Origin of the sequence: Xanthomonas codiaei, from assembly GCF_002939785.1 — a bacterium.
Taxonomy (GTDB): domain Bacteria; phylum Pseudomonadota; class Gammaproteobacteria; order Xanthomonadales; family Xanthomonadaceae; genus Xanthomonas; species Xanthomonas codiaei.
Window position 1 is genome coordinate 1 of sequence record NZ_MDEC01000019.1, and the last position, 25,105, is coordinate 25,105.

Below are 25,105 nucleotides of genomic sequence, written 5' to 3' on the forward strand. Positions count from 1 at the left end.
TTCTTGCATCTGCTCCGATGATCAGTCGGAAGACATAACGCTGTTAGGCGACCATGTCCAGATACAAGGAGCGCACCCGGGCGCGAAAGGGCTTTATCGGTAGAGCCCCGTCGCGCCCGGGTGCGCTCCTACAGAGCCCATGGCTTCGAAGACTGGATGGCGCAAGCCAGCGCCGGATCCGATATGCAGGCCTTCGATTATCTGCACACGTGAGAGTGGTCAAGCTGCAGCCGCACCTACCCGCGGTTGCCGCCTGCGCTACCGGACGTGCAGCGGCAGCGCCCCATCGGGCACGCGACGCGCGGCAGCGCTCAACGCCGCGGCGCGGGCCCCTGCTGGCTGCCCGGCACCGGCACGATGCCACTGGACGAGGCTGGATCGACCACGGTCATGGTTTCGGTGGAACCATCCGGCCACACCACCTGGAAGGTGGCGCCCGCCGGCAGCGTGGAAAACGGCATCGCACTGCCTGCGCGATACACCGCCGCCACCTGGCTGGCGCCATGCCGTCGCTGCTGTTCGTCGGCGCCGACGGTGGTGGACCTGATCGACAGGGGCTGATAGCGGTGATCGGCGGTATCGATCATCACGATGCCCACTGCCGCAGCCGAATACGCCACAAACAGCGCCACCCACAACCAGAACTTGGCGCCGTGCGCCCATCGACGGTAATTCATGACTGCGCTCCCGGCTCGGACACCAGCGTATCGACCATCTCATCCACCCTGTCTGCTCCCTGCCGCGGTACCGCGGCATCGAATACGAACGACACAAAATCCTGTGCGCCTTCGCGCGAGCAGATGCCCGCATTGGCGCAGTAACTGGTGACCAGCGTGCTGTCGGCACTGCAGTCCAGGCCCAGGCGGCATGCCGCCACCTGCCAGGCGAGTTCGGCGAACTGGTCGCCGGCCACGTAGCCTTCCAGAGTGTCGTCGCCGCTGGCGCGTGCGCCCATCGCAGGCGACAGCGCCAGATACGCCTCCGGGTCGCGCGAAGCCAGCACGCGCTGCACCAGCGCGCGCTTGTAGGTAGGCGTTGCCTGCAGCGGCTCGCCCTGTGCCAGCAAGGCCGCCTCGGCGGCCAGGCTGCCGCCGCGCGCTGCGCGCAGGCGTTGCTGCGCCACCAGGCGCGGGCCGAGCCCATCGCTGGGCGCGAAACCGGCACAGCGCTGCGCCACGCGATCGCGCGCGGCACGCATGGCCGCCACGCCCGGCGTGGCGTGCGCGGCGATCCACTCGCTATCGGCGGCATAGCCGGCCGGGCTGTCGGCATACGGTGCGCAGTAATCGGTGACCCGGCTCAAGCGCCACCCGGCCTGTGCATCGCCGGCGCGCACCTGCTGCTGCAACCGCTGTGCATAGCGGTACAGATCCGGCTGCGCATCCACCGCATCGCGATATGGCAGCTGCAGGGCGTTGCCGTGTTCGAGCGGCGCCCGCAAAGGCGCGGCAGCCGACACGCGCATGACGCCGCCCCCCGCCGGCGCGGCATCGGCGGCCACCGCGGGTGGTTGCGCGCGCAGCTGCCACCACCCTGCCGCCGCGAGCGCGACGGGAGCGAGCAACAGCCAGAGATGGCGGGCACGAGCAAGCGGCATGACAGCGGCAACCCAGCTGCGGACACACCCGCAGCGACGGCGCGGAGTCTAGCACCCGGCCGTGCACCCGGCCGCGGCCAAGCGAGCACTGCTGCGGGGTTCGATGAGGATGGGCACTCCATGCGGTGAGGATCTGCGCGAGATGCGTGTGGGTGGCGCGCAATGCGTGTTTGGTTGCGCGGCAAAGCGGATGCAGCGCATCGGCCTGCCGATGCAGCGATGCGGGTGCCATTGCCTGGCCTGGATGCCCTGGCCTGGATGCCGACGCATCGGGCATCGCCCTGGCTTGCGCGATACCCGATGCGTGCAGCGGCTTCCATGGATCGAACAGCTACCCGGCTGGACAGGCGATTCCGGCGTCGCGCATCTGCCCCTGACACCCTCGTGCATCGCCGCCATCCTCACCTGCCGCAGCGACCGGCCTCTGATCGGGCAGGCGCGCCGCCACGGCCTCGCGCGGCAGCGGGCCGGCGCGAATGGTCTACGATGCACGCCTTCACTGTTGCCGATCGCCACGATGCCGTTTCTTGAACTGACCCTGCCCTGCTCCGATGCCACCCAGCCCCGCTTCCAGACCGCGCTCGAAGAGGTCGGCGCGCTGGCGGTGACCCTGCTCGACGCCAATACCGACGACAGCAACGAGCACGCCATCCTGGAGCCGGGCGTGGGCGAAACGCCGCTGTGGCAGGAACTGGAAATGACCGCCCTGTTCGATGGCCAGAGCGATCCGCTGCAGGTGCTGGTGGACCTGGAAGGCTTCGATCCGGAGCTGGACTGGGGCCGGGTGTCGTTTCGCATGGTCGAGGACAGCGACTGGATCCGTGCGTGGATGGATCTGTTCAAGCCGATGCAATTTGGCACGCGCACCTTCGTCGTGCCCTGGGATCACGACCTGCCCGACGCCGCCAACACGCCCGATGCCGCGGTGGTGCGGCTGGACCCGGGCCTGGCGTTCGGCTCGGGCACGCACCAGACCACCGCGCTGTGCCTGCGCTGGCTGGACAGCCTGGCCGGCAGCGGCGAGCTGCAGGGCCGCCAGGTGCTCGATTTCGGGTGTGGCTCGGGCATTCTTGCGGTCGCCGCGCTGAAGCTGGGCGCCATCGACGCCGTTGGCGTGGACAACGACCCGCAGGCGCTGCTGGCCACCGCCGAGAACGCGCAACGCAACGGCGTGGGCGCGCAGCTGGCCGTGTACATGCCGGAGGACGAGCCGGTGCGGACCTACCCGGTGGTGGTTGCCAACATCCTCGCAAAGGCACTGGACGCGCTGGCCGAGCTGCTGGCCGCGCGCGTGGCCCCGGGTGGCCGCCTGGCGATGTCGGGCATCCTGCACGGGCAGGAGGACGAGCTGCTGGAGCGTTACGCCCCCTGGTTCGAGCAATTGCGCTGCGAACGCGATCAAGACTGGATGCGCATCGATGGCGTTCGCCGCCACTGAGCCGACTGCGGCACGCATCTGCCCTGAGGTGAGTGTTCCGAGGTAGGTGTCCCGGGGTCGGGTGCGCAGCGTGCCGTGGCCGGCGACGCCAGGCCTACTGGCGCCCTTGCCCACCACCCGGGCAAGGCGCGCAACGCAGGCTCGGCACATCACGGCCCATTCCCCGGTGGATACTCCCGGCTGGGTGGGCCATCGACGGCCTGGAACGGCGGCGAGCGCGCCGGCCGCTTGCCGAGGCGCCAGCCACGCCGGTGCAAGGCCGCCCCGCTCCACTGCGCCTACGGCGGCGCCTGCTTCGATGGTGTCGCATCCCAGCCCGCCCGGCGTGCGCCGGGCGGTTACCGCTGCGGGCGGCCGGCGCGGATCCGCGCCGTGGTCACCGCATCGGCCACGCTGATCGCGCGCAGCCGGGTCACCGGCTGCCAGCCGGCGCATCGCAGGGCGTCGCTGCGCCAGCGCCCGGCATGCCGGCCCGCCCGCACACGCAACACCAGTTCGGCCACCAACAGCACCGCCCAGGCACTCAGCGACCACGCCTGGGCACCGGCGAGCGCCACACCGGCGGCCAACACCGCCAGCAGGCCGCCCATTCCCAATAGCGGCCACTGCCGATGACGCAGCGCCCAGCCACGCGGCGCCAGTGCCGCTGACCAGTGCGCGCCTTCGGCGACGGCTGTCCAGTGCTGGCCGCGTTGCCACACCTGGTAGCAGGTGGCGCCGCGGAACCGCTGCACCGCCGGATCCAGCGGCGAATCGGCCCGCCACGGCGCCTGCGCCGGCGGCATGTCGGCCGACACGCGGTCGGTCTTCGAAGCAACAGGCTCGACCATGAACACGCTCCTTGAGTTCGCTGTGATGTCGTCGTCAATGACACGAGGACAGTATCGCAAACATATGGAGATATGAAAGGCATACGAACTATCCCCCAGCGCTGCTAGGGCTATATCTCCCGGCCCTGTCCGCCTTCCATCCGGTGCCGTGTGAGCAAGCTGTACGAACGAGTACGCGAAGCCCGCAGCTTCACCAAGCTGACCCAGGAAGCCCTGGCCGGCGAGCTCGGCGTCACCCGCAGCGCGGTCGCGCAGTGGGAGATGGCCGAAGGCACCGCGCCGTCGGTGGAGAACCTGATCGGCCTGGCCAAGCGCAGCGGCATGGCCTTCGAATACCTGGCCACCGGCCGCGGCGAACGCGTGTTCGGCCCGCCGGTGTCGGCCATTGCCGAAGAGCCGGCGCAATACCGTCGCCTGGACGACCAGCAGCGCGTACTGCTGGCGCGCTTCGACACGCTGGCGCCGCGGCAGCGCAGTGGACTGCTGGACCTGCTGCTGGCCGACGGGAAGACGCGGCGGCGGCGGTAGTTTCGGGAGTCGGGAGTCGGGAGTCGTCGAGAGCCTGCGCCGGCGCGTTGGATGTTGCTGGTAGTGCCTCGGTCTTTGTGCCTCGAAGAGCTGTGCGGGGAACGGTCTGTCAGGACGACGATCGGCGGGCTCATGAAGACGATCTGCGCGGTGGTGCCGGCGTGTCTTCCGGTGTGCGGCATGTCCGGAGTTGCCGTGCGGGGTTGCAGTGCGTCCTGCCGCACAGGCGCGATGCGGTACCTCCAGGCAAGGTTGCGTGCCCCAGCAAGGTGACCTGCGGCCTGTCAGGCGTGATAGTGCTGCGATCAGGCCGGCGCCGGGACGTAGACGTTCGCGCCTGGAGGCGCGCGTGGTTGAATAGGGCTCTTCTCCGCTGCACGCCTGCCGATGTCAGAGACTCCGCCACCGCGCCGCCCCCTGGCCACGTTCCTGCGTGCCACGCCTGCTGCTCCAGCGCTGATTCCGACCCCGGCAGTGCCGCCCACCGAGCCGCCGGAACAGGCGCCGCCAGCGCCGTTGGCCGAGCTGCCGCCAGCGCCTGCCGTGGAGCCGGTACCGGCACCGCGTTCGCCCCTGGTACCCGCACCCGGCGCCGGCGCGCCTGACACCGCGCGCGGTGACGGTGCGCAAGATGCGCCCATCGTCGGCACCGCTGCGGGGCCGCTAGCGCAGCAGCAGGCAGCCCCTGCAACACCGCCCACGGCCACCCAGGCTTCGCCTGCGGTGCCCGCCGTTCCGGCGTCGACCTCGACCCCGTCCACGGGCCCGACCTCTGCCGCGCCGTCGGCTTCTGCCGTGCCCCCTGCCGCGTCGCTGGCGTCTACGTCGCCAGCAACCTCGGCCCAGCGGCCAGCATCGGCCGGGGATGCCGCCACACCGGCGCTGCCGACGACACCTGCCACCGGCAGCGCCGCCAGCGCTGCCGTAGCGGGGGAAGCGGATGTCGCCCCCCTCGGCACGCACGCACCCGGCGCAACGCCGCTGCTGCCGCTGCCCGCATCCAGCGCCCCGGCGTTTGCGCGACGTGGTCTCAGCCGGCCGCGGCTGCGCGCCAGCGGCCGGCAATGGGCGCTGCTGGTCGGCCTGGTGGGCGTGCTCGGCCTGCAGATCGTCATTGCCGACCGCGCGCATCTGGCCGGCGATGCCCGCTGGCGGCCGCTGGTGAGCGCCGCCTGCACGGTGCTGCGCTGCAGCCTGCCGGCCTGGCGCGAACCGGCCGCGCTGACCCTGCTCAATCGCGAGGTGCGGCCACTGCCCGGCATGCCCGGTGTGCTGCAGATCCAGGCCAGTTTCCGCAACGATGCCCGCTGGGCGCAGGCCTGGCCCTGGCTGCAGCTGTCGCTGTCCGACGTCGATGGCCGGGTGATCGGCACGCGCGTGCTGGCCCCGCAGGAGTATCTGGGGCAGGCGCCGGCCGAACAGGACACGCTCGCTCCCGGCCAGGCGGTGCAGGTGGCGTTTCGCGTGCGCGAACCGGCCGCGAGCACGGCCGCCTTCAGCTTCGATTTCCGCTAAGCGACCGCAACCTGCGGCCGCTGGCCACATGGGCGTGGCGAGCGGGGAGGTCACGCGCTAGACTCACTCCCCCTCGCCGGCCACGCGTCCCGGCTTCGTGACACTGGGAACTTCCTTTGAACGCAGCCCCCTCTCGTCCTGACAGCAGTCGTGGCGCCCCCAAGTCGCCGCTGCGCGAACACGTGGCGCAGTCCGTGCGCCGGTATCTGCGCGACCTGGACGGCAGCGATGCGGACGACGTGTACGAGATCGTGTTGCGCGAAATGGAAATCCCGTTGTTCGTCGAAGTGCTCAACCATTGCGAAGGCAACCAGAGCCGCGCGGCCGCGATGCTGGGCATCCATCGCGCGACCTTGCGCAAGAAGCTCAAAGAGTATGGGTTGAGCTGAGGGGCGGGATTCGGGATTCGGGATTCGGGATTCGTAAAAGCGTGCCGCCGCGAGGCGTGGCGTGCACGAGGTTGCCGATGCGATGGATGAGTCGATGCAGCTCGACGTTGCGGTGGGCAAGACGCTGCTGCTGGCCGATCAGCGCCTGGCTGGCGCCGACGTGCAGCCGCTCACGCCCAGCCGTAGCGGATCAGATGGAAGAACACCGGGGCGGCGAAGCACACCGAATCCAGGCGATCGAGTACGCCGCCGTGGCCTTCGATCATGTGGCCCCAGTCCTTGATGCCGCGGTCGCGCTTGATCGCCGACATCACCAGCCCGCCGAAGAAGCCCATCAGGTTGGCTACCAGCGCCAGCCCGAATGCATGCCAGGGCGCGAACGGAGTGATCCACCACAGCGCCATGCCGAGTAGGCTGGCCGACAGCACGCCGCCGATGAAACCCTCCACGGTTTTGGAAGGCGAAAGCTTCGGCGCGATCAGGTGGCGGCCGGCCAGCTTGCCCCACACGTACTGCAACACGTCCGAGGACTGCACCACGATCACCAGGAACGCGATCAACAGCAGATTGCGTCCGGCATAACCGGGAATTTCCAGGTTCAACAGGGCCGGCACGTGCGAGATGCAGAACACGCAGATCATCAGGCCCCACTGCACCTTGGCGGTACGCTCCAGATAGCGCGTGGTGTCGCCGCCGATGGTGGCCAGGATCGGCAGCACCAGGAACGCATAGACCGGAATCAGCAGCGTGTACATGCCGTACCAGCCGGTCCACACCAGCCCGTACTGCCAGGGCAGCACGATGTAGAACGCCGCCAGCAGCGCGTAGTAATCGCCGCGCCGGGTGGGCGTGAGCGTGATGAACTCGCGCAGCGCAAACAGCGACACCAGCGCGAACAGCACGATCACCCCGGCGCGGCCGAACACGAACGCGATACCCACCACTGCCGCCATCACCCACCAGGCGCGAATGCGTGCGACCAGGTTGTCCAGCACCGCGCTCTGGCGTTCGCGTGCGCGCCAACGCAGCGTTTCGGCAATCAGCGTGGCAACAATCAGCACCAGCGCAATGCCGCTGAACAACCACAGCGTCTGCTGATGCATCGAGGATTGCTGCAGCTGCCCGCTGTACAGATACAGGCTCATGCGCGTGCCTCCAGCTGGTCCGGCGACAACGCCAGCAGCGCCTCACGCGCACGCGCCAGGAACGCGTCCTTGTCTTCGTCGGCATCCAGCCGCAACGGTGCACCGAAGGTGGTGGTGCACAGCAGCGGCAGCGGCAGCCACTTGCCCTTGGGCATCACCCGCTTGAGGTTGTCGATCCACACCGGCACGAACTCCAGTTCCGGGCGCTGCCGCGCCAGGTGATACAGCCCGCTCTTGAACGGCAGCAGGCCTTCGTCGGGATTGCGCGTGCCCTCGGGAAACAGGATCAGCGAATCGCCGGCATCCACCGCATCGCACAGACATTCGATCGGGTCGCGGGTGCGCCGCGCCGCATCGCGTTCGATCAGCACGCCATTGAACACCGCATGGATCAGATAACGCCGCAGCGCCGTGCGTTGCCAGTAGTCGGCCGCGGCCACCGGGCGCACCTGGTGTCGCAAGCTAGCCGGCAACGACGACCAGATCAGCACGAAATCGCCGTGGCTGGCATGGTTGCCGTAATACACGCGGCGCTCGTTGGACGGTGCGCAGCCACGCCACAACGCACGGGCACCGGTGAGCGTGCGGATGGCGCCACTGCAGGCGCGTGCGATCAAGCGGGCAATCACGTCTGCTCCAAGGTGCGCACGATCGCGCGCAGCCGTAACACCACCGTCAGCACCGCACCGGCGATCAACACCGCCAGCGCGCCGCTCAGCAACCAGGCCGCGCTGCGCGGCTGGCCCATCCATTGCAACGGCACCGCCAGCAGGGCCGCCAGCGACAACCATTGCATGCACTGCACGCGGCTCATCGGCCCCTGCCGCGGCTCCGGCGTGCCACAGGCCAGGCCCAGCATGCGCACATAGGCGGTGGCCACGCAGCACAGCGCCGCAGCCCACCCCAGCTGCGCAGCCCACGGCAGGCCCGCCTGCAGCCCATACCCCAGGCCCACGCACACCAGCACATCGGACAGGCGATCCGGCGCGTCGTTGTAGACCTCTCCCGCGCGCGAAACCATGTGCGCCTGACGCGCCAGCACACCATCCATGCGATTGCACCACAGCCGCCCCTGCAGCCCGAGCACGGCCAGCAGCAATGGCATCGCCCCTTCGCGTGCGGGCGCGCTCAGGCCCACGTAGAACATCAGCCCAGCCAGTGCGGCAAACGCGATGCCCACCCACGACACGCCATTGGGCGTGGCGCCGCGCCCGCGCAAGGCGCGCGCCCAGCGCAGCCGTCGTTGTTGCTGTCGTTGCCTGCCCTGCATCAGTCGCCTCCCCCACCGCAGCCACCACAGCCACCACCACCGTCGCTGCCGCCATCGCCATCGCCATCACCGCCGCCGTCGCCTCCACCTCCACTGCCGCAACTGCTGCCACTGCCACCGCCGTGACCATGCGGCGCACGCATGCTGTGGTAGTCCGCCCAGGGCGTGCCGATCAGCACCGCCGTGCCGTACAGCGCCAGTGCGTCGCCAGCATCGCCGCCGGTGCGCGCCGCATCGCGCGGCCGTGCCTGACGCAGCGCCTCCAGGTGCGCGTCGCCGGCCAGGGTGCGCCGCACCGGCACCAACGCAAACCCCAGCACCAGCAGCGTGACCAGCACCATCAGGCAAAGCAGATACCCGACCGGGTGATGGCCCTGCACGCCGATGATCAGCTTGCACAGGCCAAGCAGCCACACCAGCGCCACCGGCACGGTACACGCCAGGCGCAGCCTGTACGATGCCGCCGGGCTCAGCCACAGCCCCTTGTCGATCAGGCGCTGCCGCAGGGGTGCGGCCAGCACGCGCAACTCGCGCAAGGCCAGCACCAGGTCCTCGGTGCCGCGCAGGATCTGTAGCGCCGGTTCCAGCGCAGGCGGCACTGCCACCTGCGGTTGACAGCGCACCCGTTGCCGGGCCGGTAGCGCTTCATCGCGATCCAGATACACGGCATCGCGCACCAGCAACTCGGTGAACCACAGGTCGGCCACGCGGTCGGCGCCGCCGCTCAGATAGGCCAGCTCGCCGGGCTCCAATGCGGCTGCGGTGCGACCGCGGCGCAGCACCCGCCGCAACCATGCCGCCATCGACCAGGCCAGGCCAATCAGCGTGATGAACACCGGCAGGAAATAGGCGCCGCGCCAGTGCAGCAGCGACACGGCATCGCCATTGGCCGAGCGGCAGACCATTCCCACGATCACCGCGGCGATTGCCCACCCGATCACCGCGCGCGGCGAGCCACGCCGCGGCCCGGACCGCCGCGGTGCGCCGCGCAAGGCCTGTAACGTGGTTTCGGCGGTGTCATCGCGCGCCGGGGCCGCAGTTGGCTGCCGCAGGCGCGCTGGCGGCCACCATTGCGCTGGTGGCTCGCCGAAGTGCAGGCGATAACGCTCCAGCGTCTGCCGGTATTGCGCCTGGAACTGCGCCTGCTCGCCCGCGCCCCCGCGACCGGGTCGATGATGCAGGGTGGTCTGCAGCACCTGCGGGCAGAACCGCTGCCAGTACTCGCGGGTGTCGGTCAGATGCGTGTGCCAGACCTGATCGACCAGCGGGCTGGGCGTGACATCGTGGGTGTCGGTGCAGGCCAGAAAGCAGAACCGTCGGTACTCGTCCACCAGTTCCTGCGCCTGTGCCACGCTGCAATGCGCCTGCCTGGCCACGCGCCGTATGAAGGCCGGCAGCGCTTCCTCGTCCTCGCCGAAGCGATAACCGTCCAGCCGTTGCCAAAGCGCCAGCTGCGCCGGCGTGGCCTGCAGCGGCTCGCGCTGACCGGGTCCTTGCTCGCTGCTCATCGGAGGATCCTCAAGGCCAAGGCCACCGCGAACAGCAACAATTGCACCAGCGTGCTTGCCAGCTGCCGGCGCAGCAGGCGGCGCATGCCGTTCCAGCGCGATGCCCAGTCGCGGCCGGATGGCGGTGTGGCCACCAGACCGACGGCGTGCATCGCCGCATCGAGCTGCTGCGCAGCGTCCTGTTCGCTGCCGCCGCCGTGCCCGAGATGCGCGATCATGCCCTCCAGCAGGTCCGCATCCAGACCCACCCGAAACGCCCAGTAGCGCTGCACCACGCCGGCCATGGCACTGAGCGCGTAGCTCAACTGGATCAACGGCGGCGCCTCGGCCACGCCGAGCAGGGCGATCGCCGCAGCCAGCAGCAGCAGCGAAAAGCGATCCAGCGTTGCGCCCTGGCGCAGCACCGCGCGCATGGTGGCCAGCATCATCAGGGAAGTGTTCATTGCGGTCTCCGTAGGCGCACAGTGTCGTCGCTGTCATGGCCGCTGCACGCCGCCATGATGGCTGCACGATGGGCGTGCCCAAGCACGATCGTCGGGCGCACCGCGCGCAGCTGCGCAATGGCCGCATCCACGTCCCGGGCGCGGCCGCTGCGCACCAGCCAGCACGCGACGCTGGCTGCACTGCGCGAATAGCCCAGCGCACAACACACCAGCACCGCCCCCTGGGTGCGTGCGGCTTCGATGGCAGCTGCGGCCGCCGCCAGGCTGGCGGGCGGCGGCGCCACCAGATCCAGCATCGGAATCACCTGGTCGTGCCGGCGTGCCGCGTGCAGCGAGAGTTCGGCGCTGAGATCCACCACGACAGCGAACCCGGTGCGCTGTGCGGGCAGCGGAATGCGGCCCAGCCAGACCTCGTCGCAGACCACGCGCGGCAGCGGGTCGCGGCGCGTCCACGCCCGCGAGTTGCACCAGGCGGCCAGCAGGTAGGGCGCGAACAACCAGCGCGCGGCCAGGCTCAGCCGCCCGTCGCTGCGTTTCTGGAAGCCGAGCGGGCCAAGCGCTGCATAGTTCAACGCGACCAGGCCCAGCGACAGACTCAGCCACAGCGCCCACCAGCCCACGCCGCCGACCGCGATCGCCAGCGCCGTACTGACGAGGGCACCGGCCAGGTACGCCGCAGCCAGCTGCCAACGGCGTGCCTCGCGCGCCAGCCGTGCCTGTGCGAAGGGCGCGGCAATGCACTCCGGCCACAGCCACACGCACAGCCAGCCGGCCGCCAGCCCGGTGGGGATATCCAGGAAATGATGCTGATACGTGGTCAGCACCGATACCCCGATCAGCGCGAACCATCCGTGCAAGAGCCAGCGCCACAGGCCGGACAGATGCTGCGCATAGCGCACCCACAACACCACCAGCAGCACGATGTGCAGCGATGGCGCCTGGTTGAAGGGTTTGTCGAAGCCCAGCAACACCGCGAACAGCCAACCGAATACGCCGTCGGTGTCCGGCCGCACGAAGCTGTAGCGCAATGGCCACAGCAAGAAGCAGGCGACGCAGACCAGCTGCGCGCTGAGCAGGCGCAGCGCATGCGTATCCAGTTCGCGCCGGGTGCGGCAGACGAAGAACGAGGCGGCGTAGAACAGGTCGATCGACCAATACGGCACGATGGTCCACGGCCAGAACGGCATGCCGTGTTCCCAATCGAACACCACCGAGGGCACGCTGCCCGCGCGCCCGGCCAGGGTATTGGCCAGGCCATAGCTGAGGAAGAAGAACGGCCCCAGCACTGCCAGCCACAGCGCGGCACGTGCGGTGGGGCGCGCGCCTGGGGTCATGCGTCGATCCGCTGCGCCAGCGACACGGTGAAGATGCCGAAGGCATCGATGCGCTGCGCCAGCTTGCGAAATCCGGCCGCTTCCACCAGGCCATCCATCTCCTGCTGGCTGCGCCGGCGCATCACCCACGCCACGCCATCGCGGTGGCTGGTGAGCGCACGCGCGATGAATTCCAGCTGCGGGTGCCACGGCTGGCCGGTGTAGAGCAGATAGCCACCCGGCTGCACCGCGGCGGACAGGCCGGCGAGCGAACGCGCCACCTGGTCGTTGTCGGCAAACAGCTCGTACAGGCCCGACACCACCGCCAGGGTCGGCGCCGGCCGCACCGCCGCCAATGCCGCCGGGTCGAAGGCATCGCCCTGTTCGAACCGGGCGATGTCCTGCGCGCCCAGCGTGCGGATCAAGGCACTGCCCTGGGTGACGTTGAGCGGGCTGAAGTCGCGCAGCACGATCGCATCGGCCCGTTGCGCGCCGCTGCCCAGCGCTTCCAGCACGTAGCGGCCATGGCCGGCAGCCACGTCCAGCACGCGCACCGGCTGGCCGGCCTGGCGCAGCCGGCCGGCCGCATCGCGCAGCAACTCGCCCAGGTGCGCGCCACGGATGCGGATACCGCGCCAGCCGATCGCATCGAGATAATTGCGGTCGATCAGCCGCCCCAGCGGCCCGCGTCCGCGCGCCTGGTTGCGGTAGATGTAATCCAGCGTGCTGCCGGAGTCGAAACCAGTCTGCAGGCCGAGCGCGATGCCCTCGGACAGCGTTCCGCCCAGGCGCAGCCCGACGCGTACCAAACGCCAGCGCAGATCCTGCAGGCTGTTGCGTTGCGGCGGCCAGGCCAGCCGCTCGGCTTCGTCGAAACTGGGCCCGGCACGATGCGCATCGCGCAGGTCGGCGCGCACTGGCGGCTGTTCGAAGCGTGCCTGCACGAACGCGCGGATCGGCGCGATCGCCAGCGCGCGGTCGCGCTCGCCCAGGGTGTCGTGGAAGAACCCGGGCAACCAGTGCCGCTGCTTGATCGGCGAGCGCAGGTTTTCGTAGAAGCGGTCCTGCGGGCCGCGATGCACCACGAAGTCCGCGCCGGAGACCAGCAGCTGGGTGGGCACTGTGATCGCCTGCGCATCGGCCACCACGCGCTCTGCCGCCGCGTACAGGCCCAGCAGCACACGCACCGAGATCGGGCGGGTGATCAACGGATCGCTGCGGTAGCTTTCCACGCGCTGCGCGTCATGCGTCAACCACTGCGGCTTGACGTAACTGTTGACGAAGAAATTGCCGCGTAGCGCATGCATCAGCTTCAGCCCGGCGCGAGCGAACGGCACGTACAGCTTGACCTTGAACGCCGGCGAGGCCAGCACCAGCGCACGCAGTGGCGGCGCATAGTCGTGCACCCAGGTGGCCGCGACCACCGCGCCCACACTTTGCGCGATCACCGCGATGTCCTGTACCGCAATGCCATGCGCGCTGCCGAGATGGGCGATGAAACTGTCCAGGTCGCGCACCAGCGCCTCGAAGCCGGGCGCATCGCCACGCGCGCCCGGCGAGCGGCCATTGCCGCGCGCATCCCAGGCGAAGAACTGCGCATCGGGCAGATCCAGTTCCTCGGCCAGATGCAGCACCCGGCCGGAGTGCTCATGCCCGCGATGCAGCAGCACCACCGCCTTGGGCGCGGCGCCTGCCGCCGCTGCCGGCCAATGCCGATAAAACAACTGCACACCATCGAAACTGGCGAACTGCCGCTCTACAACCTCACGCATGGGATCATCCTGAAAGAGAACAGTGGTGGTGCAGCGGTCGTGTCGATGACGGCGCGGCCGCAGATTGTGTGGGCAACCGCGGCGCGCTCAGCCGGCCGGCGCCTCTGCCAGTCCGGCACGCACCCGCCGCCACACCGTGGCCATGCAGGCAAGACTCAGCGCGATGGCGATCCAGGTGACGCTGCGCGCGCCCAGCACGCCGCAGGCCAGGCCCAGCCCCACCACGCCAATGACGAAGGCGCGGTCGCTCTTGCCCATCGGCCCGTCGTAGCGGCGGCTGGCACCGACCATCAGGCCGAGCACGCCGGCGTATTCGGTCAGCGCCGCCAGCAGTGCAAACAACCATAGCCAGTGCGCGCCCACGCCTGGCACGCCGAGCAGGCTCAAGTACAGCGCTGCATCGGCCACCACGTCGCACACTTCGTTGAGGTAGGCGCCCAGCCGCGATTGCTGGCCGAATTCGCGCGCCAGCATGCCGTCGATGGCGTTGAGGCCCATGCGCAGCAGCATCCACGCCGGCAGCAGCAGATACAGCCAGGGCCAGCCGGCGCCGGCGCGATAGACCACCGCAGCCACCAGCAGCGACACCGCCGCGGCGGTAAGCGTCACCTGGTTGGCGGTGATGCCGCCGCGGTAGAGCGCGCCCACCATGGGCCGCAGCAGCGCCTGGAAGCGTCCCTTCAATGCATAGATCGAGGCCATACGGGGTGGTGAGTCCATTCGAGCGCTGGCGCAGCCTACAATATCGGCTGTTCCGCTTCGACATCCCCCACCGATGGCCACTGATTTGCTGCCCGTGCGCCGGGCTCTGCTCTCCGTTTCCGACAAGACCGGCCTGATCGACCTGGCCCGCGCGCTGGTGGCGCGCAAGGTCGAGCTGCTGTCCACCGGCGGCACCGCCAAGGCGATCCGCGAGGCCGGCCTGCCGGTCACCGATGTGGCCGAGCTCACCGGCTTCCCGGAAATGATGGACGGCCGGGTCAAGACCCTGCATCCGCTGGTGCACGGCGGCCTGCTGGGGCGTGCCGGCGTCGATGAGGCGGTGATGGCCGAACACGGCATCGTGCCGATCGACCTGCTGGTGCTGAACCTGTACCCGTTCGAGTCGGTCACCGTGAAGGCTGATTGCACCCTGGCCGAGGCCGTGGAGAACATCGACATCGGCGGCCCGGCGATGCTGCGCAGTGCGGCCAAGAACTTCGCGCGCGTGGCGGTGGCCACCGATCCGGCGCAATACGCCGACCTGCTGGCCGAGCTGGAGGCCAACGACGGCCAGCTGTCGGCCGCCAAGCGCTTTGCGCTGTCGGTGGCCGCCTTCAACCGCGTGGCGCAGTACGACGCGGCGATCAGCAACTATCTTTCGGCGGTGGCCGACAGCGCCGAAACCGTGCCCACGCGCAGCCCGTTCCCGGCGCAGATCAATTCCAACTTCGTCAAGGTCATGGACCTGCGCTACGGCGAAAATCCGCATCAGTCCGGCGCGTTCTACCGCGACCTGTATCCGGTGCCGGGCACGCTGGCCACCTTCCAGCAGCTGCAGGGCAAGGAACTGAGCTACAACAACCTGGCCGATGCCGATGCGGCGTGGGAATGCGTGCGCCAGTTCGATGCGCCGGCCTGCGTGATCGTCAAGCACGCCAACCCCTGCGGCGTGGCGGTGGGCGTGGCCTGCGGCGATGCCTACGAGCTGGCCTATGCCACCGATCCCACCAGCGCCTTCGGCGGCATCCTGGCCTTTAACAAGACGCTGGATGCAGCCACGGCCAAGGCCATTCTCGATCGCCAGTTCGTCGAAGTGCTGATCGCACCCGACTACGAGGCCGGCGCGCTCGACTACGCCAGCAAGAAGGCCAACGTGCGCGTGCTCAAGATTCCGCACGGTAATGGCCTCAACAACTACGACACCAAGCGCATCGGCTCGGGCCTGCTGATGCAGTCGGCCGACAACCGCGGCATGTCGTTGGGCGAGTTGAGCGTGGTCACCCAGCGCGCGCCCAGCGAGGCGGAACTGGGCGACCTGCTGTTCGCCTGGCGCGTGGCCAAATACGTCAAGTCCAACGCAATCGTCTATGCCAAGGACAGCCGCACCATTGGCGTGGGCGCCGGGCAGATGAGCCGCGTGGTCAGCGCCAAGATCGCCGCGCTCAAGGCCGAGGAAGCCAAGCTCACGGTGGCCGGCTCGGTGATGGCATCGGATGCGTTCTTCCCGTTCCGCGACGGCATCGATGCCGCGGCGGCAGCCGGCATCAAGGCGGTGATCCAGCCCGGCGGCTCGATGCGCGATGGCGAAGTGATCGCCGCCGCCGACGAACACGGCATCGCGATGGTGTTCACCGGCGTACGCCATTTCAGGCACTGACGGACCGGGATTGGGGATTCGGGAGTGGGGAGTGGTGGCACCGTCCCTTGCTCGCCCCGATCCGTGATCCCGCTTTGACCAATCCCTAATCCCGACTCCCCAATCCCCGCACTCACATGAAAATTCTCGTCATCGGCTCCGGCGGCCGCGAACACGCCCTGGCCTGGAAGATCGCCCAATCCGCACGCGTCAGCGAAGTCCTCGTGGCCCCGGGCAATGCCGGCACCTCCAGCGAAGCCAAATGCCGCAACGTGGCCATCAAGGTCGACGACCTGGACGGCCTGCTGGCGCTGGCGCAGCGCGAGGCCGTGGCGCTCACCGTGGTCGGGCCGGAAGTGCCGCTGGTGCTGGGCGTGGTCGACCGCTTCCACGCTGCCGGCCTGCGCATTTTCGGGCCGACCTCCAAGGCCGCGCAGCTGGAAGGCAGCAAGGCGTTCGCCAAGGATTTCCTTGCCCGCCACGGCATTCCCACCGCCTACTACGCGGTGCATACCGAGGTGGACGCGGCACTGGCCTACGTGCGCGACAAGGGCGCGCCGATCGTGGTCAAGGCCGATGGCCTGGCGGCCGGCAAGGGCGTGATCGTGGCGATGACCCTGGCCGAGGCCGAAGACGCGGTGCGCGACATGCTCTCGGGCAATGCCTTCGGCGATGCCGGCGCGCGCGTGGTGATCGAGGAATTCCTCGATGGCGAAGAAGCCAGCTTCATTTCCATGGTCGATGGCAAACACGCCTTGCCGATGGCCACCAGCCAGGACCACAAGCGGGTGGGCGATGGCGACACCGGCCCCAACACCGGCGGCATGGGGGCCTACTCGCCTGCGCCGGTGGTCACGCCGCAGGTGCATGCACGGGTGATGCGCGAGGTGGTCGAGCCCACCGTGCAGGGCATGATCGCCGACGGCGTGCCGTTCACCGGCTTTCTCTATGCCGGGTTGATGATCGATGCGCACGGCGCGCCCAAGGTGATCGAATTCAATGTGCGCTTCGGCGACCCGGAAACCCAGCCGGTGATGCTGCGCCTGCAGTCGGACCTGGTGGATCTGGTCGAAGCGGCCATCGACGGCACGCTCGACCGCGCGCAGGCGCAGTGGGACCCGCGCCCGTCGCTGGGCGTGGTGATCGCGGCCAAGCCGTATCCGGAGACGCCGGTCACCGGCGAGGTCATCCATGGCCTGGATGCGGTGCCCGCCAGCGCCAAGGTCTTCCACGCCGGCACCGCGCTCGATGCCGACGGCCAGGTGCTCAGCGCCGGGGGCCGCGTGCTGTGCGTGGCCGCGCTCGGCGACAGCGTGCAGGACGCGCAGCGCGCCGCCTATGCCGGCCTGCAACCGATCCATTGGCCCAACGCCTTTCATCGCAGCGACATCGGCTGGCGTGCGATCGCGCGCGAACGGCAGGCGCAGGGCTAAGGCCGCGTCCTTCCCCGCTTAAGCCACGTCCTTCCCCCGCTGGCGGGGGAAGGTGCCCGAAGGGCGGATGGGGGCAAGCACGGACATCCGCGGGTTGTCGGCCGAACAGAGCAACGGCTCGCTGGTGGTGTCCGAGAAGGCGGTATTCAAGCTCGCAACCACAGGTTGCCAGGTCGCCAAGCGCGATGGGCGGCTGTGCAGCGGGGCTGCGGCGCAATTGCGCACGCCGCTCCAGTCCGCACCCATGCCGGCTACTGACAAAGGACTAGCCCCTGTCCACACCGGCGGCGCGTGCCTGCGGCAATAATGCCGGTCACGCCTGCCCTTGCCGAGACCGTGGCCGCCACGTCCTTCGAAACCCGCCTCAGCCGCCTGTGGGCCCATGAAAAGGCCAGCTACGGCCTGCGTGTGTTCATCGCATTGGCGGTGGCGCTGGGCGTGTGCTGGTACCGGCAGGAACTGACCGCAGTGCCGGCGCTGTTCCTGGGCATCATCGCCAGCGCCATCGCCGAGACCGACGACAACTGGCTGGGCCGAACGAAATCGGTGCTGCTGTCGTTGCTGTGTTTTGCCGCGGCCGCAGCGGCGGTGACGCTGCTGTTCCCCTACCCACTGCCGTTCGTGATCGGCATGGCGCTGGCCACGTTCTCGCTCACGCTGCTGGGCGCGCTGGGCGAGCGCTATGCCTCGATCGCGCAGGCCACGGTGGCCTTGTCGATCTACGCCATGATCGGTATGGATCAACATGGCAGCCACGATCCGCGCATCGCCTGGCAAGGCGCGGCATTGCTGATGATCGGCGCCGGCTGGTACGGCGTGCTGTCGATCCTGTGGACCATCCTGTTCGCCAACCGCCCGGTGCGCGAGCGATTGTCGCGGCTGTTCTTCGAGCTGGGCCTGTATCTGCGGCGCAAGGCCGATCTGTTCGAACCGGTGCGGCAAAGCGACCTGCATGCGCGCCGGCTGGCGCTGGCCGAGCAGAATGCCCGCGTGGTGGCCGCGCTCAACGCTGCCAAGACCGCCATCATCAGCCGCTTCGGCCGCTCCGGCCGGCCGGGCGTGCAGTCGGGCCTGTATTTCCGGCTGTATTACATGGCGCAGGAATTCCACGAGCGCGCCAGTTCCTCGCATTACCCCTACGAAGCGCTGACCGAGGCGTTCTTCCATAGCGATGTGCTGTACCGCTGCCAGCGTCTGCTCGCGCTGCAGGGCAAGGCTTGCGCGGCGCTGGGCGAAGCGATCCGCCTGCGCCAGCCATTCGACTACGGCGACAACAGCCGCCTGGCCACCGAAGACCTGCGCCAGTCGCTGGATTACCTGCACGCGCGCGCCGATCCGGCGCTTGCGCGCCTGCTGGGCGCACTGGAGCTGCTGGTGACCAACCTGCAGACCATCGAACGGCGCCTGTCCGAAGCGGCGCAGTCCGATTCCACCAGCGACAACCTCGATACCCGCCTCCGCGATTCCTCGCCGCATACCCTGCGCGAAATGGCCGCGCGCCTGGGCCAGCAACTCACCCCCGGCTCGGTGCTGTTCCGGCACGGGCTGCGCATGGCCATCGCACTGGTGGTGGGCTATGCGGTGATGCAGTCCATCCATGCCGACAACGGTTACTGGATCCTGCTCACCACCGCGTTCGTCTGTCGCCCTAACTACGGCGCCACCCGGCTGCGGCTGGTGCAGCGCATTGCCGGCACCCTGATCGGCCTGGTCGCCACCTGGGCGCTGATGCAGTTGTTCCCCGGCACGCAAGTGCAACTGCTGCTGGCATTGGTGGCCACGCTGGTGTTCTTCATCGCGCGCACCGACCGCTACATGCTGGCCACCGCCGGCATCACGGTGATGGCGTTGTTCTGCTTCAACCTGCTCGGCAATGGCTTCGTGCTGATCTGGCCGCGCCTGATCGACACCGTGATCGGCTGTGCCATCGCTGCGGCGGCATCGTTCCTGATCCTGCCCGACTGGCAGGGCCGCCGGCTCAACCAGGTGATGGCCACGGTGCTGGCCAGCTGCGCGCGTTACCTGGGCCAGGTGCTGGAGCAATATGCCAGCGGTATGCGCGACGACCTGCCCTACCGCATCGCGCGCCGCGACATGCACAACGCCGATGCCGCGCTGTCGGTGGCGCTGTCCAACATGCTGCGCGAGCCGGGCCGCTACCGGCGCAACCTGGAGGCGGGGTTCCGCTTCCTGGCGCTGTCCAATACCTTGCTCGGCTATCTCTCCGCGCTCGGCGCGCACCGCGCCGCGCTGGAGGGCGAACACGATGCCAGCATCGCCCGGGCCGGCGAGTATCTGCAGCGCACGCTCGGCGCGCTCGCCACTGCATTGGGCCAGCGCCAACCGCTGCCGCTGCACGACGAACGCGAAGAACTGGCCATGGCCGAAGCGCTCGAACAGCACGCCGTGCAGCTGCCGCCCAAGCAGCGTCTGGTGCGCGACCAACTGGCGCTGACCCTGCGCCTGCTGCCCAAGCTGCGCGCTGCAGCGCTGGCGGTCACCGAGGCACCGGCCGACAACGCCGCCGCCAAGGAACTGCAGCGCGCATGACCCGCGCTCCGGGTGACAGCATGCCGAACCGGCGCTACCAGGCCGGCTTGCATCACGGCCTTGGCACGTCAGCACCTGTCTGAAGATTGCTGGCGCTGCGTGCGCACGCTGCCTGGTGCGTTGCGTTGTCGGCACCCGATGCAGGCGTGGCTGCACCGAATGGCCTGCGCCGCGAACGACCGCGCTAACCCGGCCATCGCGAGCCCGCGCCGCCGCCACGCCTCCGCGCCCCGGCAGGCGCGCTGCGGCGGTGCTCATTTCCAGGTGCCGCGCGACACACTGAGCGCCACCCAGCCCAACGCCGCCATCGCCAGCAGCGCGCCACCGACCACCACGCCCGGCCAGCCGGCCTGCGCGTAGGCCGCCGTGCCCAGCGTGGAGCCCACCGCGCCACCGATGAAGTAGCAGGTGATATAGGCCGAGGTGATGCGGTTACGCGCCTGCGGATTGCGTTGATAGATCACGCTCTGGTTGGCGATGTGCACGCCCTGCACCGCGATATCCAGCAGCAGCACGCCAACGATCAGCATCGCCATCGATTGCGGCGCGAACGCCAGCAGCCCCCACGACAGCAGCAGCATCCCCAGCCCGCCCCAGCTGACGCGGTCGCCATGGCCATGGTCGGACCAGTGGCCGGAGCGGTTGGCGGCCAGCGCACCGGCCGCACCGATCAGGCCGAACATTCCGATCACCACGGTGCCATAGCCATACGCCGGCCCGGACAGCAGGAACGCCAGCGTGGTCCAGAACATGCTGAAGCCTGCAAAGATCAGCCCACCCAGCACCGAGCGCGAACGCAGCACCGCATCGTCGCGTAGCAGCGTCAGCACCGAGCCCACCAGATGCGGATAGGATAATTGCGCATTGCCCGGATGCCGCGGCAGCCCACGCCACAGCAATCCCGCGGTCACCAGCAGCAGCCCGGACGCGATCCAGTACACGGTCTGCCAGCCGCCCACCCCGGCCAGCAGGCCGGCCGCGGTCCGCGCCAGCAGGATGCCCAGCAGCAAACCGCTCATCACCGTGCCGATCACCCGCCCGCGCTCCTGCGGTGCGGCCAGGGTGGCGGCAAACGGCACCAGGATCTGCGCCGCCACCGAACTGGCGCCGGTCACGATGGTGCCAACCAGCAACATCGTGAAACTGTGCGAACCGGCGCTCACCAGCAGGCCCAGCGCGCTGAGCACGAACAACCCCACGATCAGCCCGCGCCGCTCCAGCCGGTCACCCAGCGGCACCAGCAACAGCAAACCGGCCGCATACGCCAGCTGCGCGGCGGTCACCACCGCGCCGGCGCTACGCACCTGGATCGCGAACGCCTGCGCCAGGGTGTCCAGCAGCGGCTGCGCGTAGTAATTGCTGGCCACCGCCAGCCCGGTGGCGGCGGCCATCAGCAACACCAGGCGGCGCGGCAGCGGTGGATGGACGGTGGAGTCGACGGTCATGACGAAGGCCTGGGCAAGCAATGGGCGCAATGTGGGCAGCGCACCGACATCGTTCCAATGTAGTGACTTCCCTGTGTCCATCGCGTTTCGAGATTGCGTGCGGACCCTGCGCCCACTGGGAGCTGCCGCGGCCCTGGCCGAGGAAGGCGGCTGCATCGGCACTCAGCCACCGGGTGGCCACGATCGGGCAGGCGCTGGGCGCGCGGCTGTTCGAGCGCGGCCCGCGCCAGGTCCGCGGCAGCAGTCCCCACGGCCTCGGCCCGGACATCCCGGCGAGCGCATCGCCCATCCACCAGCACACCGTCCAAGCCTGCTAGGCTGCGCGCGTTCGCAAAGGAAACTGCATGTCCGGTCACAGCCAGTTCGCCCTGCTCAGGCAGCGCCGCTTCTTGCCGTTCTTCGCCGTCCAGGCGCTGGGCGCGTTCAACGACAACGTATATCGGCAGGCCATCATCGGCCTGCTGTTCTATCTGGGCATCGACGCGGCGCAACGCACGCTCTATACCAACCTGGCGCCGGCACTGTTCATCCTGCCGTACTTCCTGTTTTCCGCGCTGGCCGGGCAGATCGCCGAGAAGCTGGAAAAACAGAAGCTCATCGTGATCACCACCACGATGGAGATCGCCATCATGTCGCTGGCCGCAGTGGGCTTCATCACCGAGAACATGGTGATCCTGCTGGTCGCGCTGTTCTGCACCGGGCTGCAATCCACGCTGTTCGGGCCGGTGAAGTATTCGATCCTGCCTTCGGTGCTCAAACCGGAGGAACTCACCGGCGGTAACGGCCTGGTCGAGATGGGCACCTCGATCTCGATCCTGTGCGGCATGATCTTCGGCGGCTTGATCTTCCAGATCGCCGGCAGCCATGGCCCGGAGGCGGCGGCCAGTGCGGTGATTGTCATCGCCGTCACCGGCAACCTGGTGGCGCGACTGGTGCCCAAGGTCGATGCCGGCGCGCCGGACTTGCAGATCAACTGGAACCCCATCCCCGAATCGCGCGCCATCATGCGCCTGACCCGGCGCACGCCGGCGGTGCGCAACGCGGTGCTGGGCGTGTCGTGGTTCTGGTTCGTGGGCACAGTGCTCACCGCGCAGTTGCCCACCTATGCGCAGCTCAATCTCGGCGGCCGGCAGGACCTGTATGTATTCGCGCTGGCGCTGTTTTCGATCGGCACCGGCGTGGGTTCGCTGCTATGCGAACGGCTGTCCGGACGTACCGTGGAAATCGGCCTGGTGCCGCTGGGCGCATTCGGCATCAGCGCGTTCCTGCTGGACCTGTATTTCGCCCGCCCTGGTGCCGCGCCGGTGAGCGAGCTGTCGATCGGCCAGTTCGTGCAGCAGGCAGGCAGCGTGCGGTTGATCATCGACCTGGTCGGCATCGGCCTGTTCACCGGACTGTTCGTGGTGCCGTTGTTCGCGCTGATCCAGAGCCGCACGCCCAAGGCCGAACTCTCGCGCGTGATCGCCGGGCTCAACATCCAGAACTCGCTGTTCATCGTGGCCGCGGCCGTCATCGGCATCGCGCTGCAGTTGCCGCAGCTGGTGCTGTTCGGCGTGCGTATTCCGATGCCCGGGCTGAGCATCCCGCAGGTGTTCCTGGCGCTGGCCATCGCCAACACGCTGGTGGCGCTGTGGATCTTCACCCTGGTGCCCGAGTTCCTGATGCGCTTTCTCAGCTGGGTGCTGGTGAGCGTGCTGTACCGCCTGCGCGCGCGCGACATCGACACCCACGTGCCCGACGAGGGCGCCGCATTGCTGGTGTGCAACCACGTCAGCTACATGGACGCGCTGATCCTGTCGGCGGTCATCCCGCGCCCGGTGCGCTTTGTCATGTACTACAAGATCTTCCGCATCCCGGTGATGCGCTGGATCTTCCGCACCGCCAAGGCCATCCCGATCGCCGGCGCGCGCGAAGATCCGGCGCTGATGCAGCAGGCCTTCGACCGCATCGATGCGGCACTGGCCGATGGCGAGCTGGTGTGCATCTTCCCCGAAGGCGCGTTGACCAAGGATGGCGAGATCGCCGCGTTCAAATCCGGTGTCGAAAAGATCCTGCAGCGCCGCAACGTGCCGGTACTCCCGATGGCGCTGCGCGGCATGTGGTCGAGCATGTGGAGCCGGCGCGACACGCGCCTGGGCCGCATGCGCGTGCCGCGGCGAATGCGCGCGCAGATCGAGGTGGTGGCCGGCCCCGCCATCGCCGGCGACCAGGCCAGCGCCGCGCTGCTCGAACAACAGGTGCGCGCGCTGCGCCAGGACCGTCCCTGAGCCGCCAGATACGGGCTTTGCGTCCATCGCGCCCCGCGAGTAGCCTGTGCGCCACTGCACGCTTTACCGCCGCACTCGCCAAGCGGGCGCGGCCGGTCGTACCGGGGGACGTCGTTGTGCTCAACATCATCGCGCCTGAGGCGTCTGCCGTGATCGGCTGGCGTCACTCCTTCCAGCGGCTGGCTGCCATGCCGGCAGCGATTGGCACGCCGATGTGCGCACTTGCTGTGCGGCTGCGAAGTGCCAGGGCGATGACGCATGCAAACGTCCAGCCCGGTGCTGCGCGACAGGCATGCGCGGGGGCTGCCGGCCCGAGCGCGGCGCACGCCCACCGCACTTTCGCTTCAGGCCCCTGCGGCCATCGCCAGCGTGCGACGTGCACTTCGCCGCCGCGCCCGGCACCCGATAACTCACCCCACTCACCTATCAGTTCGCTGTTGTTTACCACCCAAGGAGCTTCACCATGAGTGCCATCCCGCCGCCGATCCACCCCTCGTCCAGCGCCGCGCCCGGCCCGGTGCCGAACCACCTGATCTGGGCGATCGTTTCCACCGTGCTCGGCTTTTGCCTGTGCTGCCCAGCCCTGATCACCGGCATCGTGGCGATCGTGTTCTCCAGCAAGGTCAATGGCCTGCTCAACCAGGGCGACATCGACGGCGCGCGCCGCGCCTCCAATACCGCCAAGACCTGGTGCATCGTGACCAGCGTGCTGGCCGTGATCGGCCTGCTGATCAACATCGGCATGGTCGCCACCGGCGGCATGCAGAGCTACATGGAATACATGCAGCAGTTGCAACACATGCAGTGATGCAGCTGCGTCCACGCCATTGGCTTGGGCTGGGGGCGGCCACCGGCGTGGCCGCCTTCGGCGTGTCGCTGCTGTACCGCTTCGATCCGAACGCGAGCAACAGCCCGTTCCCGCCCTGCGTCTTTCGCGCCGTCACCGGCTGCTACTGCCCCGGCTGCGGCATGACCCGTGCGCTTTATGCACTTGTGCATTTCGACCTGCCCGGCGCCTTCGCCATGAACCCGGCAGCGGTCCTCGGCCTGTTCACCCTGCCCGGCCTGATCGCCTGGAAAGCCGGCTGGCGCGCGCGCTGGTTCGCCCCCGTGGTGACCGTGATGTCCGAGCCGAAATTCTGGTTATGGGCATTGCCCACGTACTGGATTGCACGGAATCTGCCGTGGTTTCCGTTCACGCTGCTCGCGCCGGGTTAAATCGAAAAAGCGCGTTGCGAAGCAACGCTTCATCGAGAAGCCCTGCTGACGAACCAGCCAAAGCGATGCCACTTAGCGACGCCGCCCGATGTTGCACCAACCGTTA

At 68.8% G+C, this 25,105-nt stretch carries 22 protein-coding genes and 1 pseudogene; 11 read left to right on the forward strand and 12 right to left on the reverse strand.

Going from position 1 to position 25,105, the window contains the following annotated elements:
* Positions 1 to 311: 311 nt before the first annotated feature.
* Complete coding sequence (locus XcodCFBP4690_RS13810) at positions 312 to 677, reverse strand: hypothetical protein (RefSeq protein WP_104541630.1); 366 nt, start codon at positions 675 to 677, stop codon at positions 312 to 314.
* Positions 674 to 1,597 carry a hypothetical protein gene (locus tag XcodCFBP4690_RS13815; RefSeq protein ID WP_104541632.1) on the reverse strand — a complete coding sequence of 308 codons (924 nt, stop codon included), beginning with the start codon at positions 1,595 to 1,597 and terminating at the stop codon, positions 674 to 676. The genes XcodCFBP4690_RS13810 and XcodCFBP4690_RS13815 overlap by 4 nt, the downstream gene beginning before the upstream one ends.
* 517 nt (positions 1,598 to 2,114) lie before the next feature.
* Between XcodCFBP4690_RS13815 and prmA the strand changes: the two genes are divergently transcribed.
* Positions 2,115 to 3,035 (forward strand): 50S ribosomal protein L11 methyltransferase, encoded by a 921-nt coding sequence (gene prmA / locus XcodCFBP4690_RS13820; RefSeq protein WP_104541772.1) that lies wholly within the window; start codon positions 2,115 to 2,117, stop codon positions 3,033 to 3,035.
* Positions 3,036 to 3,373: 338 nt separating this feature from the next.
* Here prmA and XcodCFBP4690_RS13825 read toward each other — a convergent pair whose 3' ends face one another.
* Positions 3,374 to 3,871, reverse strand: coding sequence for a hypothetical protein (locus XcodCFBP4690_RS13825; protein ID WP_410049847.1), 498 nt, complete (start codon positions 3,869 to 3,871; stop codon positions 3,374 to 3,376).
* A gap of 144 nt (positions 3,872 to 4,015) precedes the next feature.
* On the opposite strand from XcodCFBP4690_RS13825, the gene XcodCFBP4690_RS13830 reads away from it, so the two are divergent.
* The 3 genes from XcodCFBP4690_RS13830 (at position 4,016) to fis (ending at position 6,297) form a co-directional block, all read left to right on the forward strand.
* Positions 4,016 to 4,393, forward strand: coding sequence for a helix-turn-helix transcriptional regulator (locus XcodCFBP4690_RS13830; RefSeq protein WP_104541635.1), 378 nt, complete (start codon positions 4,016 to 4,018; stop codon positions 4,391 to 4,393).
* A gap of 387 nt (positions 4,394 to 4,780) precedes the next feature.
* Entirely contained in the window at positions 4,781 to 5,908 is a 1,128-nt protein-coding gene (locus XcodCFBP4690_RS13835; protein WP_104541637.1) for a DUF3426 domain-containing protein, read from the forward strand.
* A 116-nt stretch (positions 5,909 to 6,024) separates the two neighbouring features.
* Positions 6,025 to 6,297: a DNA-binding transcriptional regulator Fis gene (gene fis, locus XcodCFBP4690_RS13840; RefSeq protein WP_104541639.1), complete on the forward strand. Its 273-nt coding sequence runs from the start codon at positions 6,025 to 6,027 to the stop codon at positions 6,295 to 6,297.
* A 170-nt stretch (positions 6,298 to 6,467) separates the two neighbouring features.
* On the opposite strand, the gene XcodCFBP4690_RS13845 is transcribed toward fis, so the two are convergent.
* The 8 genes from XcodCFBP4690_RS13845 to XcodCFBP4690_RS13880 all read right to left on the reverse strand — a co-directional run bounded on the left by XcodCFBP4690_RS13845 (position 6,468) and on the right by XcodCFBP4690_RS13880 (position 14,450).
* Positions 6,468 to 7,442, reverse strand: a complete 975-nt coding sequence (locus XcodCFBP4690_RS13845) for a phosphatidate cytidylyltransferase (protein WP_167394622.1) — start codon at positions 7,440 to 7,442, stop codon at positions 6,468 to 6,470.
* On the reverse strand, positions 7,439 to 8,071 hold the full coding sequence (locus XcodCFBP4690_RS13850; protein ID WP_104541641.1) for a lysophospholipid acyltransferase family protein: 633 nt from the start codon (positions 8,069 to 8,071) through the stop codon (positions 7,439 to 7,441). The genes XcodCFBP4690_RS13845 and XcodCFBP4690_RS13850 overlap by 4 nt, the downstream gene beginning before the upstream one ends.
* Positions 8,068 to 8,712 carry a CDP-alcohol phosphatidyltransferase family protein gene (locus XcodCFBP4690_RS13855; protein ID WP_104541643.1) on the reverse strand — a complete coding sequence of 215 codons (645 nt, stop codon included), beginning with the start codon at positions 8,710 to 8,712 and terminating at the stop codon, positions 8,068 to 8,070. Before XcodCFBP4690_RS13855 ends, XcodCFBP4690_RS13850 begins: the two co-directional genes overlap by 4 nt.
* On the reverse strand, positions 8,712 to 10,220 hold the full coding sequence (locus XcodCFBP4690_RS13860) for a TIGR04222 domain-containing membrane protein (RefSeq protein WP_104541645.1): 1,509 nt from the start codon (positions 10,218 to 10,220) through the stop codon (positions 8,712 to 8,714). Before XcodCFBP4690_RS13860 ends, XcodCFBP4690_RS13855 begins: the two co-directional genes overlap by 1 nt.
* Entirely contained in the window at positions 10,217 to 10,663 is a 447-nt protein-coding gene (locus tag XcodCFBP4690_RS13865) for a hypothetical protein (protein ID WP_104541647.1), read from the reverse strand. Before XcodCFBP4690_RS13865 ends, XcodCFBP4690_RS13860 begins: the two co-directional genes overlap by 4 nt.
* The gene (locus XcodCFBP4690_RS13870; RefSeq protein ID WP_104541649.1) at positions 10,660 to 11,997 is read right to left on the reverse strand and encodes a phosphatase PAP2/dual specificity phosphatase family protein; all 1,338 of its coding nucleotides are present in this window, start codon (positions 11,995 to 11,997) and stop codon (positions 10,660 to 10,662) included. Before XcodCFBP4690_RS13870 ends, XcodCFBP4690_RS13865 begins: the two co-directional genes overlap by 4 nt.
* Positions 11,994 to 13,748 (reverse strand): bifunctional alpha/beta hydrolase/class I SAM-dependent methyltransferase, encoded by a 1,755-nt coding sequence (locus tag XcodCFBP4690_RS13875; protein ID WP_104541651.1) that lies wholly within the window; start codon positions 13,746 to 13,748, stop codon positions 11,994 to 11,996. The genes XcodCFBP4690_RS13870 and XcodCFBP4690_RS13875 overlap by 4 nt, the downstream gene beginning before the upstream one ends.
* An 87-nt stretch (positions 13,749 to 13,835) precedes the next feature.
* Entirely contained in the window at positions 13,836 to 14,450 is a 615-nt protein-coding gene (locus XcodCFBP4690_RS13880; RefSeq protein WP_104541653.1) for a CDP-alcohol phosphatidyltransferase family protein, read from the reverse strand.
* 73 nt (positions 14,451 to 14,523) lie between these two features.
* On the opposite strand from XcodCFBP4690_RS13880, the gene purH reads away from it, so the two are divergent.
* The 3 genes from purH to yccS all read left to right on the forward strand — a co-directional run bounded on the left by purH (position 14,524) and on the right by yccS (position 20,069).
* The gene (gene purH / locus XcodCFBP4690_RS13885; protein WP_104541655.1) at positions 14,524 to 16,107 is read left to right on the forward strand and encodes a bifunctional phosphoribosylaminoimidazolecarboxamide formyltransferase/IMP cyclohydrolase; all 1,584 of its coding nucleotides are present in this window, start codon (positions 14,524 to 14,526) and stop codon (positions 16,105 to 16,107) included.
* 116 nt (positions 16,108 to 16,223) lie between these two features.
* Positions 16,224 to 17,519, forward strand: a complete 1,296-nt coding sequence (purD, locus tag XcodCFBP4690_RS13890) for a phosphoribosylamine--glycine ligase (RefSeq protein WP_104541657.1) — start codon at positions 16,224 to 16,226, stop codon at positions 17,517 to 17,519.
* A 336-nt stretch (positions 17,520 to 17,855) separates the two neighbouring features.
* Entirely contained in the window at positions 17,856 to 20,069 is a 2,214-nt protein-coding gene (gene yccS, locus XcodCFBP4690_RS13900; RefSeq protein ID WP_167394626.1) for a YccS family putative transporter, read from the forward strand.
* Between the two features lie 254 nt (positions 20,070 to 20,323).
* On the opposite strand, the gene XcodCFBP4690_RS13905 is transcribed toward yccS, so the two are convergent.
* Complete coding sequence (locus XcodCFBP4690_RS13905; protein ID WP_104541661.1) at positions 20,324 to 21,514, reverse strand: MFS transporter; 1,191 nt, start codon at positions 21,512 to 21,514, stop codon at positions 20,324 to 20,326.
* Here XcodCFBP4690_RS13905 and XcodCFBP4690_RS23435 point away from each other — a divergent pair.
* The 4 genes and pseudogenes from XcodCFBP4690_RS23435 to XcodCFBP4690_RS13925 all read left to right on the forward strand — a co-directional run.
* Positions 21,513 to 21,750 (forward strand): annotated as a pseudogene (locus XcodCFBP4690_RS23435) (helix-turn-helix domain-containing protein); the annotation flags it as partial. The gene XcodCFBP4690_RS13905 and the pseudogene XcodCFBP4690_RS23435 sit on opposite strands and share 2 nt — an antisense overlap.
* A gap of 108 nt (positions 21,751 to 21,858) precedes the next feature.
* Entirely contained in the window at positions 21,859 to 23,781 is a 1,923-nt protein-coding gene (locus XcodCFBP4690_RS13910; RefSeq protein WP_104541663.1) for an MFS transporter, read from the forward strand.
* Positions 23,782 to 24,244: 463 nt separating this feature from the next.
* Complete coding sequence (locus tag XcodCFBP4690_RS13920) at positions 24,245 to 24,589, forward strand: CD225/dispanin family protein (protein WP_104541665.1); 345 nt, start codon at positions 24,245 to 24,247, stop codon at positions 24,587 to 24,589.
* Positions 24,589 to 24,999: a DUF2752 domain-containing protein gene (locus XcodCFBP4690_RS13925; protein ID WP_104541667.1), complete on the forward strand. Its 411-nt coding sequence runs from the start codon at positions 24,589 to 24,591 to the stop codon at positions 24,997 to 24,999. The genes XcodCFBP4690_RS13920 and XcodCFBP4690_RS13925 overlap by 1 nt, the downstream gene beginning before the upstream one ends.
* Positions 25,000 to 25,105: the final 106 nt, after the last annotated feature.

Bases quoted from the DNA above. Each gene is read 5' to 3' on its own strand.
- XcodCFBP4690_RS13925 (WP_104541667.1), top strand. From the start codon at position 24,589: ATGCAGCTGCGTCCACGCCATTGGCTTGGGCTGGGGGCGGCCACCGGC.
- XcodCFBP4690_RS13905 (WP_104541661.1), bottom strand. From the start codon at position 21,514: ATGACCGTCGACTCCACCGTCCATCCACCGCTGCCGCGCCGCCTGGTG.
- purD (WP_104541657.1), top strand. From the start codon at position 16,224: ATGAAAATTCTCGTCATCGGCTCCGGCGGCCGCGAACACGCCCTGGCC.
- XcodCFBP4690_RS13920 (WP_104541665.1), top strand. From the start codon at position 24,245: ATGAGTGCCATCCCGCCGCCGATCCACCCCTCGTCCAGCGCCGCGCCC.
- XcodCFBP4690_RS13910 (WP_104541663.1), top strand. From the start codon at position 21,859: ATGTCCGGTCACAGCCAGTTCGCCCTGCTCAGGCAGCGCCGCTTCTTG.
- XcodCFBP4690_RS13875 (WP_104541651.1), bottom strand. From the start codon at position 13,748: ATGCGTGAGGTTGTAGAGCGGCAGTTCGCCAGTTTCGATGGTGTGCAG.
- XcodCFBP4690_RS13815 (WP_104541632.1), bottom strand. From the start codon at position 1,597: ATGCCGCTTGCTCGTGCCCGCCATCTCTGGCTGTTGCTCGCTCCCGTC.
- XcodCFBP4690_RS13880 (WP_104541653.1), bottom strand. From the start codon at position 14,450: ATGGCCTCGATCTATGCATTGAAGGGACGCTTCCAGGCGCTGCTGCGG.
- XcodCFBP4690_RS13835 (WP_104541637.1), top strand. From the start codon at position 4,781: ATGTCAGAGACTCCGCCACCGCGCCGCCCCCTGGCCACGTTCCTGCGT.
- XcodCFBP4690_RS13860 (WP_104541645.1), bottom strand. From the start codon at position 10,220: ATGAGCAGCGAGCAAGGACCCGGTCAGCGCGAGCCGCTGCAGGCCACG.
- XcodCFBP4690_RS13810 (WP_104541630.1), bottom strand. From the start codon at position 677: ATGAATTACCGTCGATGGGCGCACGGCGCCAAGTTCTGGTTGTGGGTG.
- XcodCFBP4690_RS13865 (WP_104541647.1), bottom strand. From the start codon at position 10,663: ATGAACACTTCCCTGATGATGCTGGCCACCATGCGCGCGGTGCTGCGC.
- XcodCFBP4690_RS13870 (WP_104541649.1), bottom strand. From the start codon at position 11,997: ATGACCCCAGGCGCGCGCCCCACCGCACGTGCCGCGCTGTGGCTGGCA.
- prmA (WP_104541772.1), top strand. From the start codon at position 2,115: ATGCCGTTTCTTGAACTGACCCTGCCCTGCTCCGATGCCACCCAGCCC.
- XcodCFBP4690_RS13845 (WP_167394622.1), bottom strand. From the start codon at position 7,442: ATGAGCCTGTATCTGTACAGCGGGCAGCTGCAGCAATCCTCGATGCAT.
- XcodCFBP4690_RS13855 (WP_104541643.1), bottom strand. From the start codon at position 8,712: ATGCAGGGCAGGCAACGACAGCAACAACGACGGCTGCGCTGGGCGCGC.
- purH (WP_104541655.1), top strand. From the start codon at position 14,524: ATGGCCACTGATTTGCTGCCCGTGCGCCGGGCTCTGCTCTCCGTTTCC.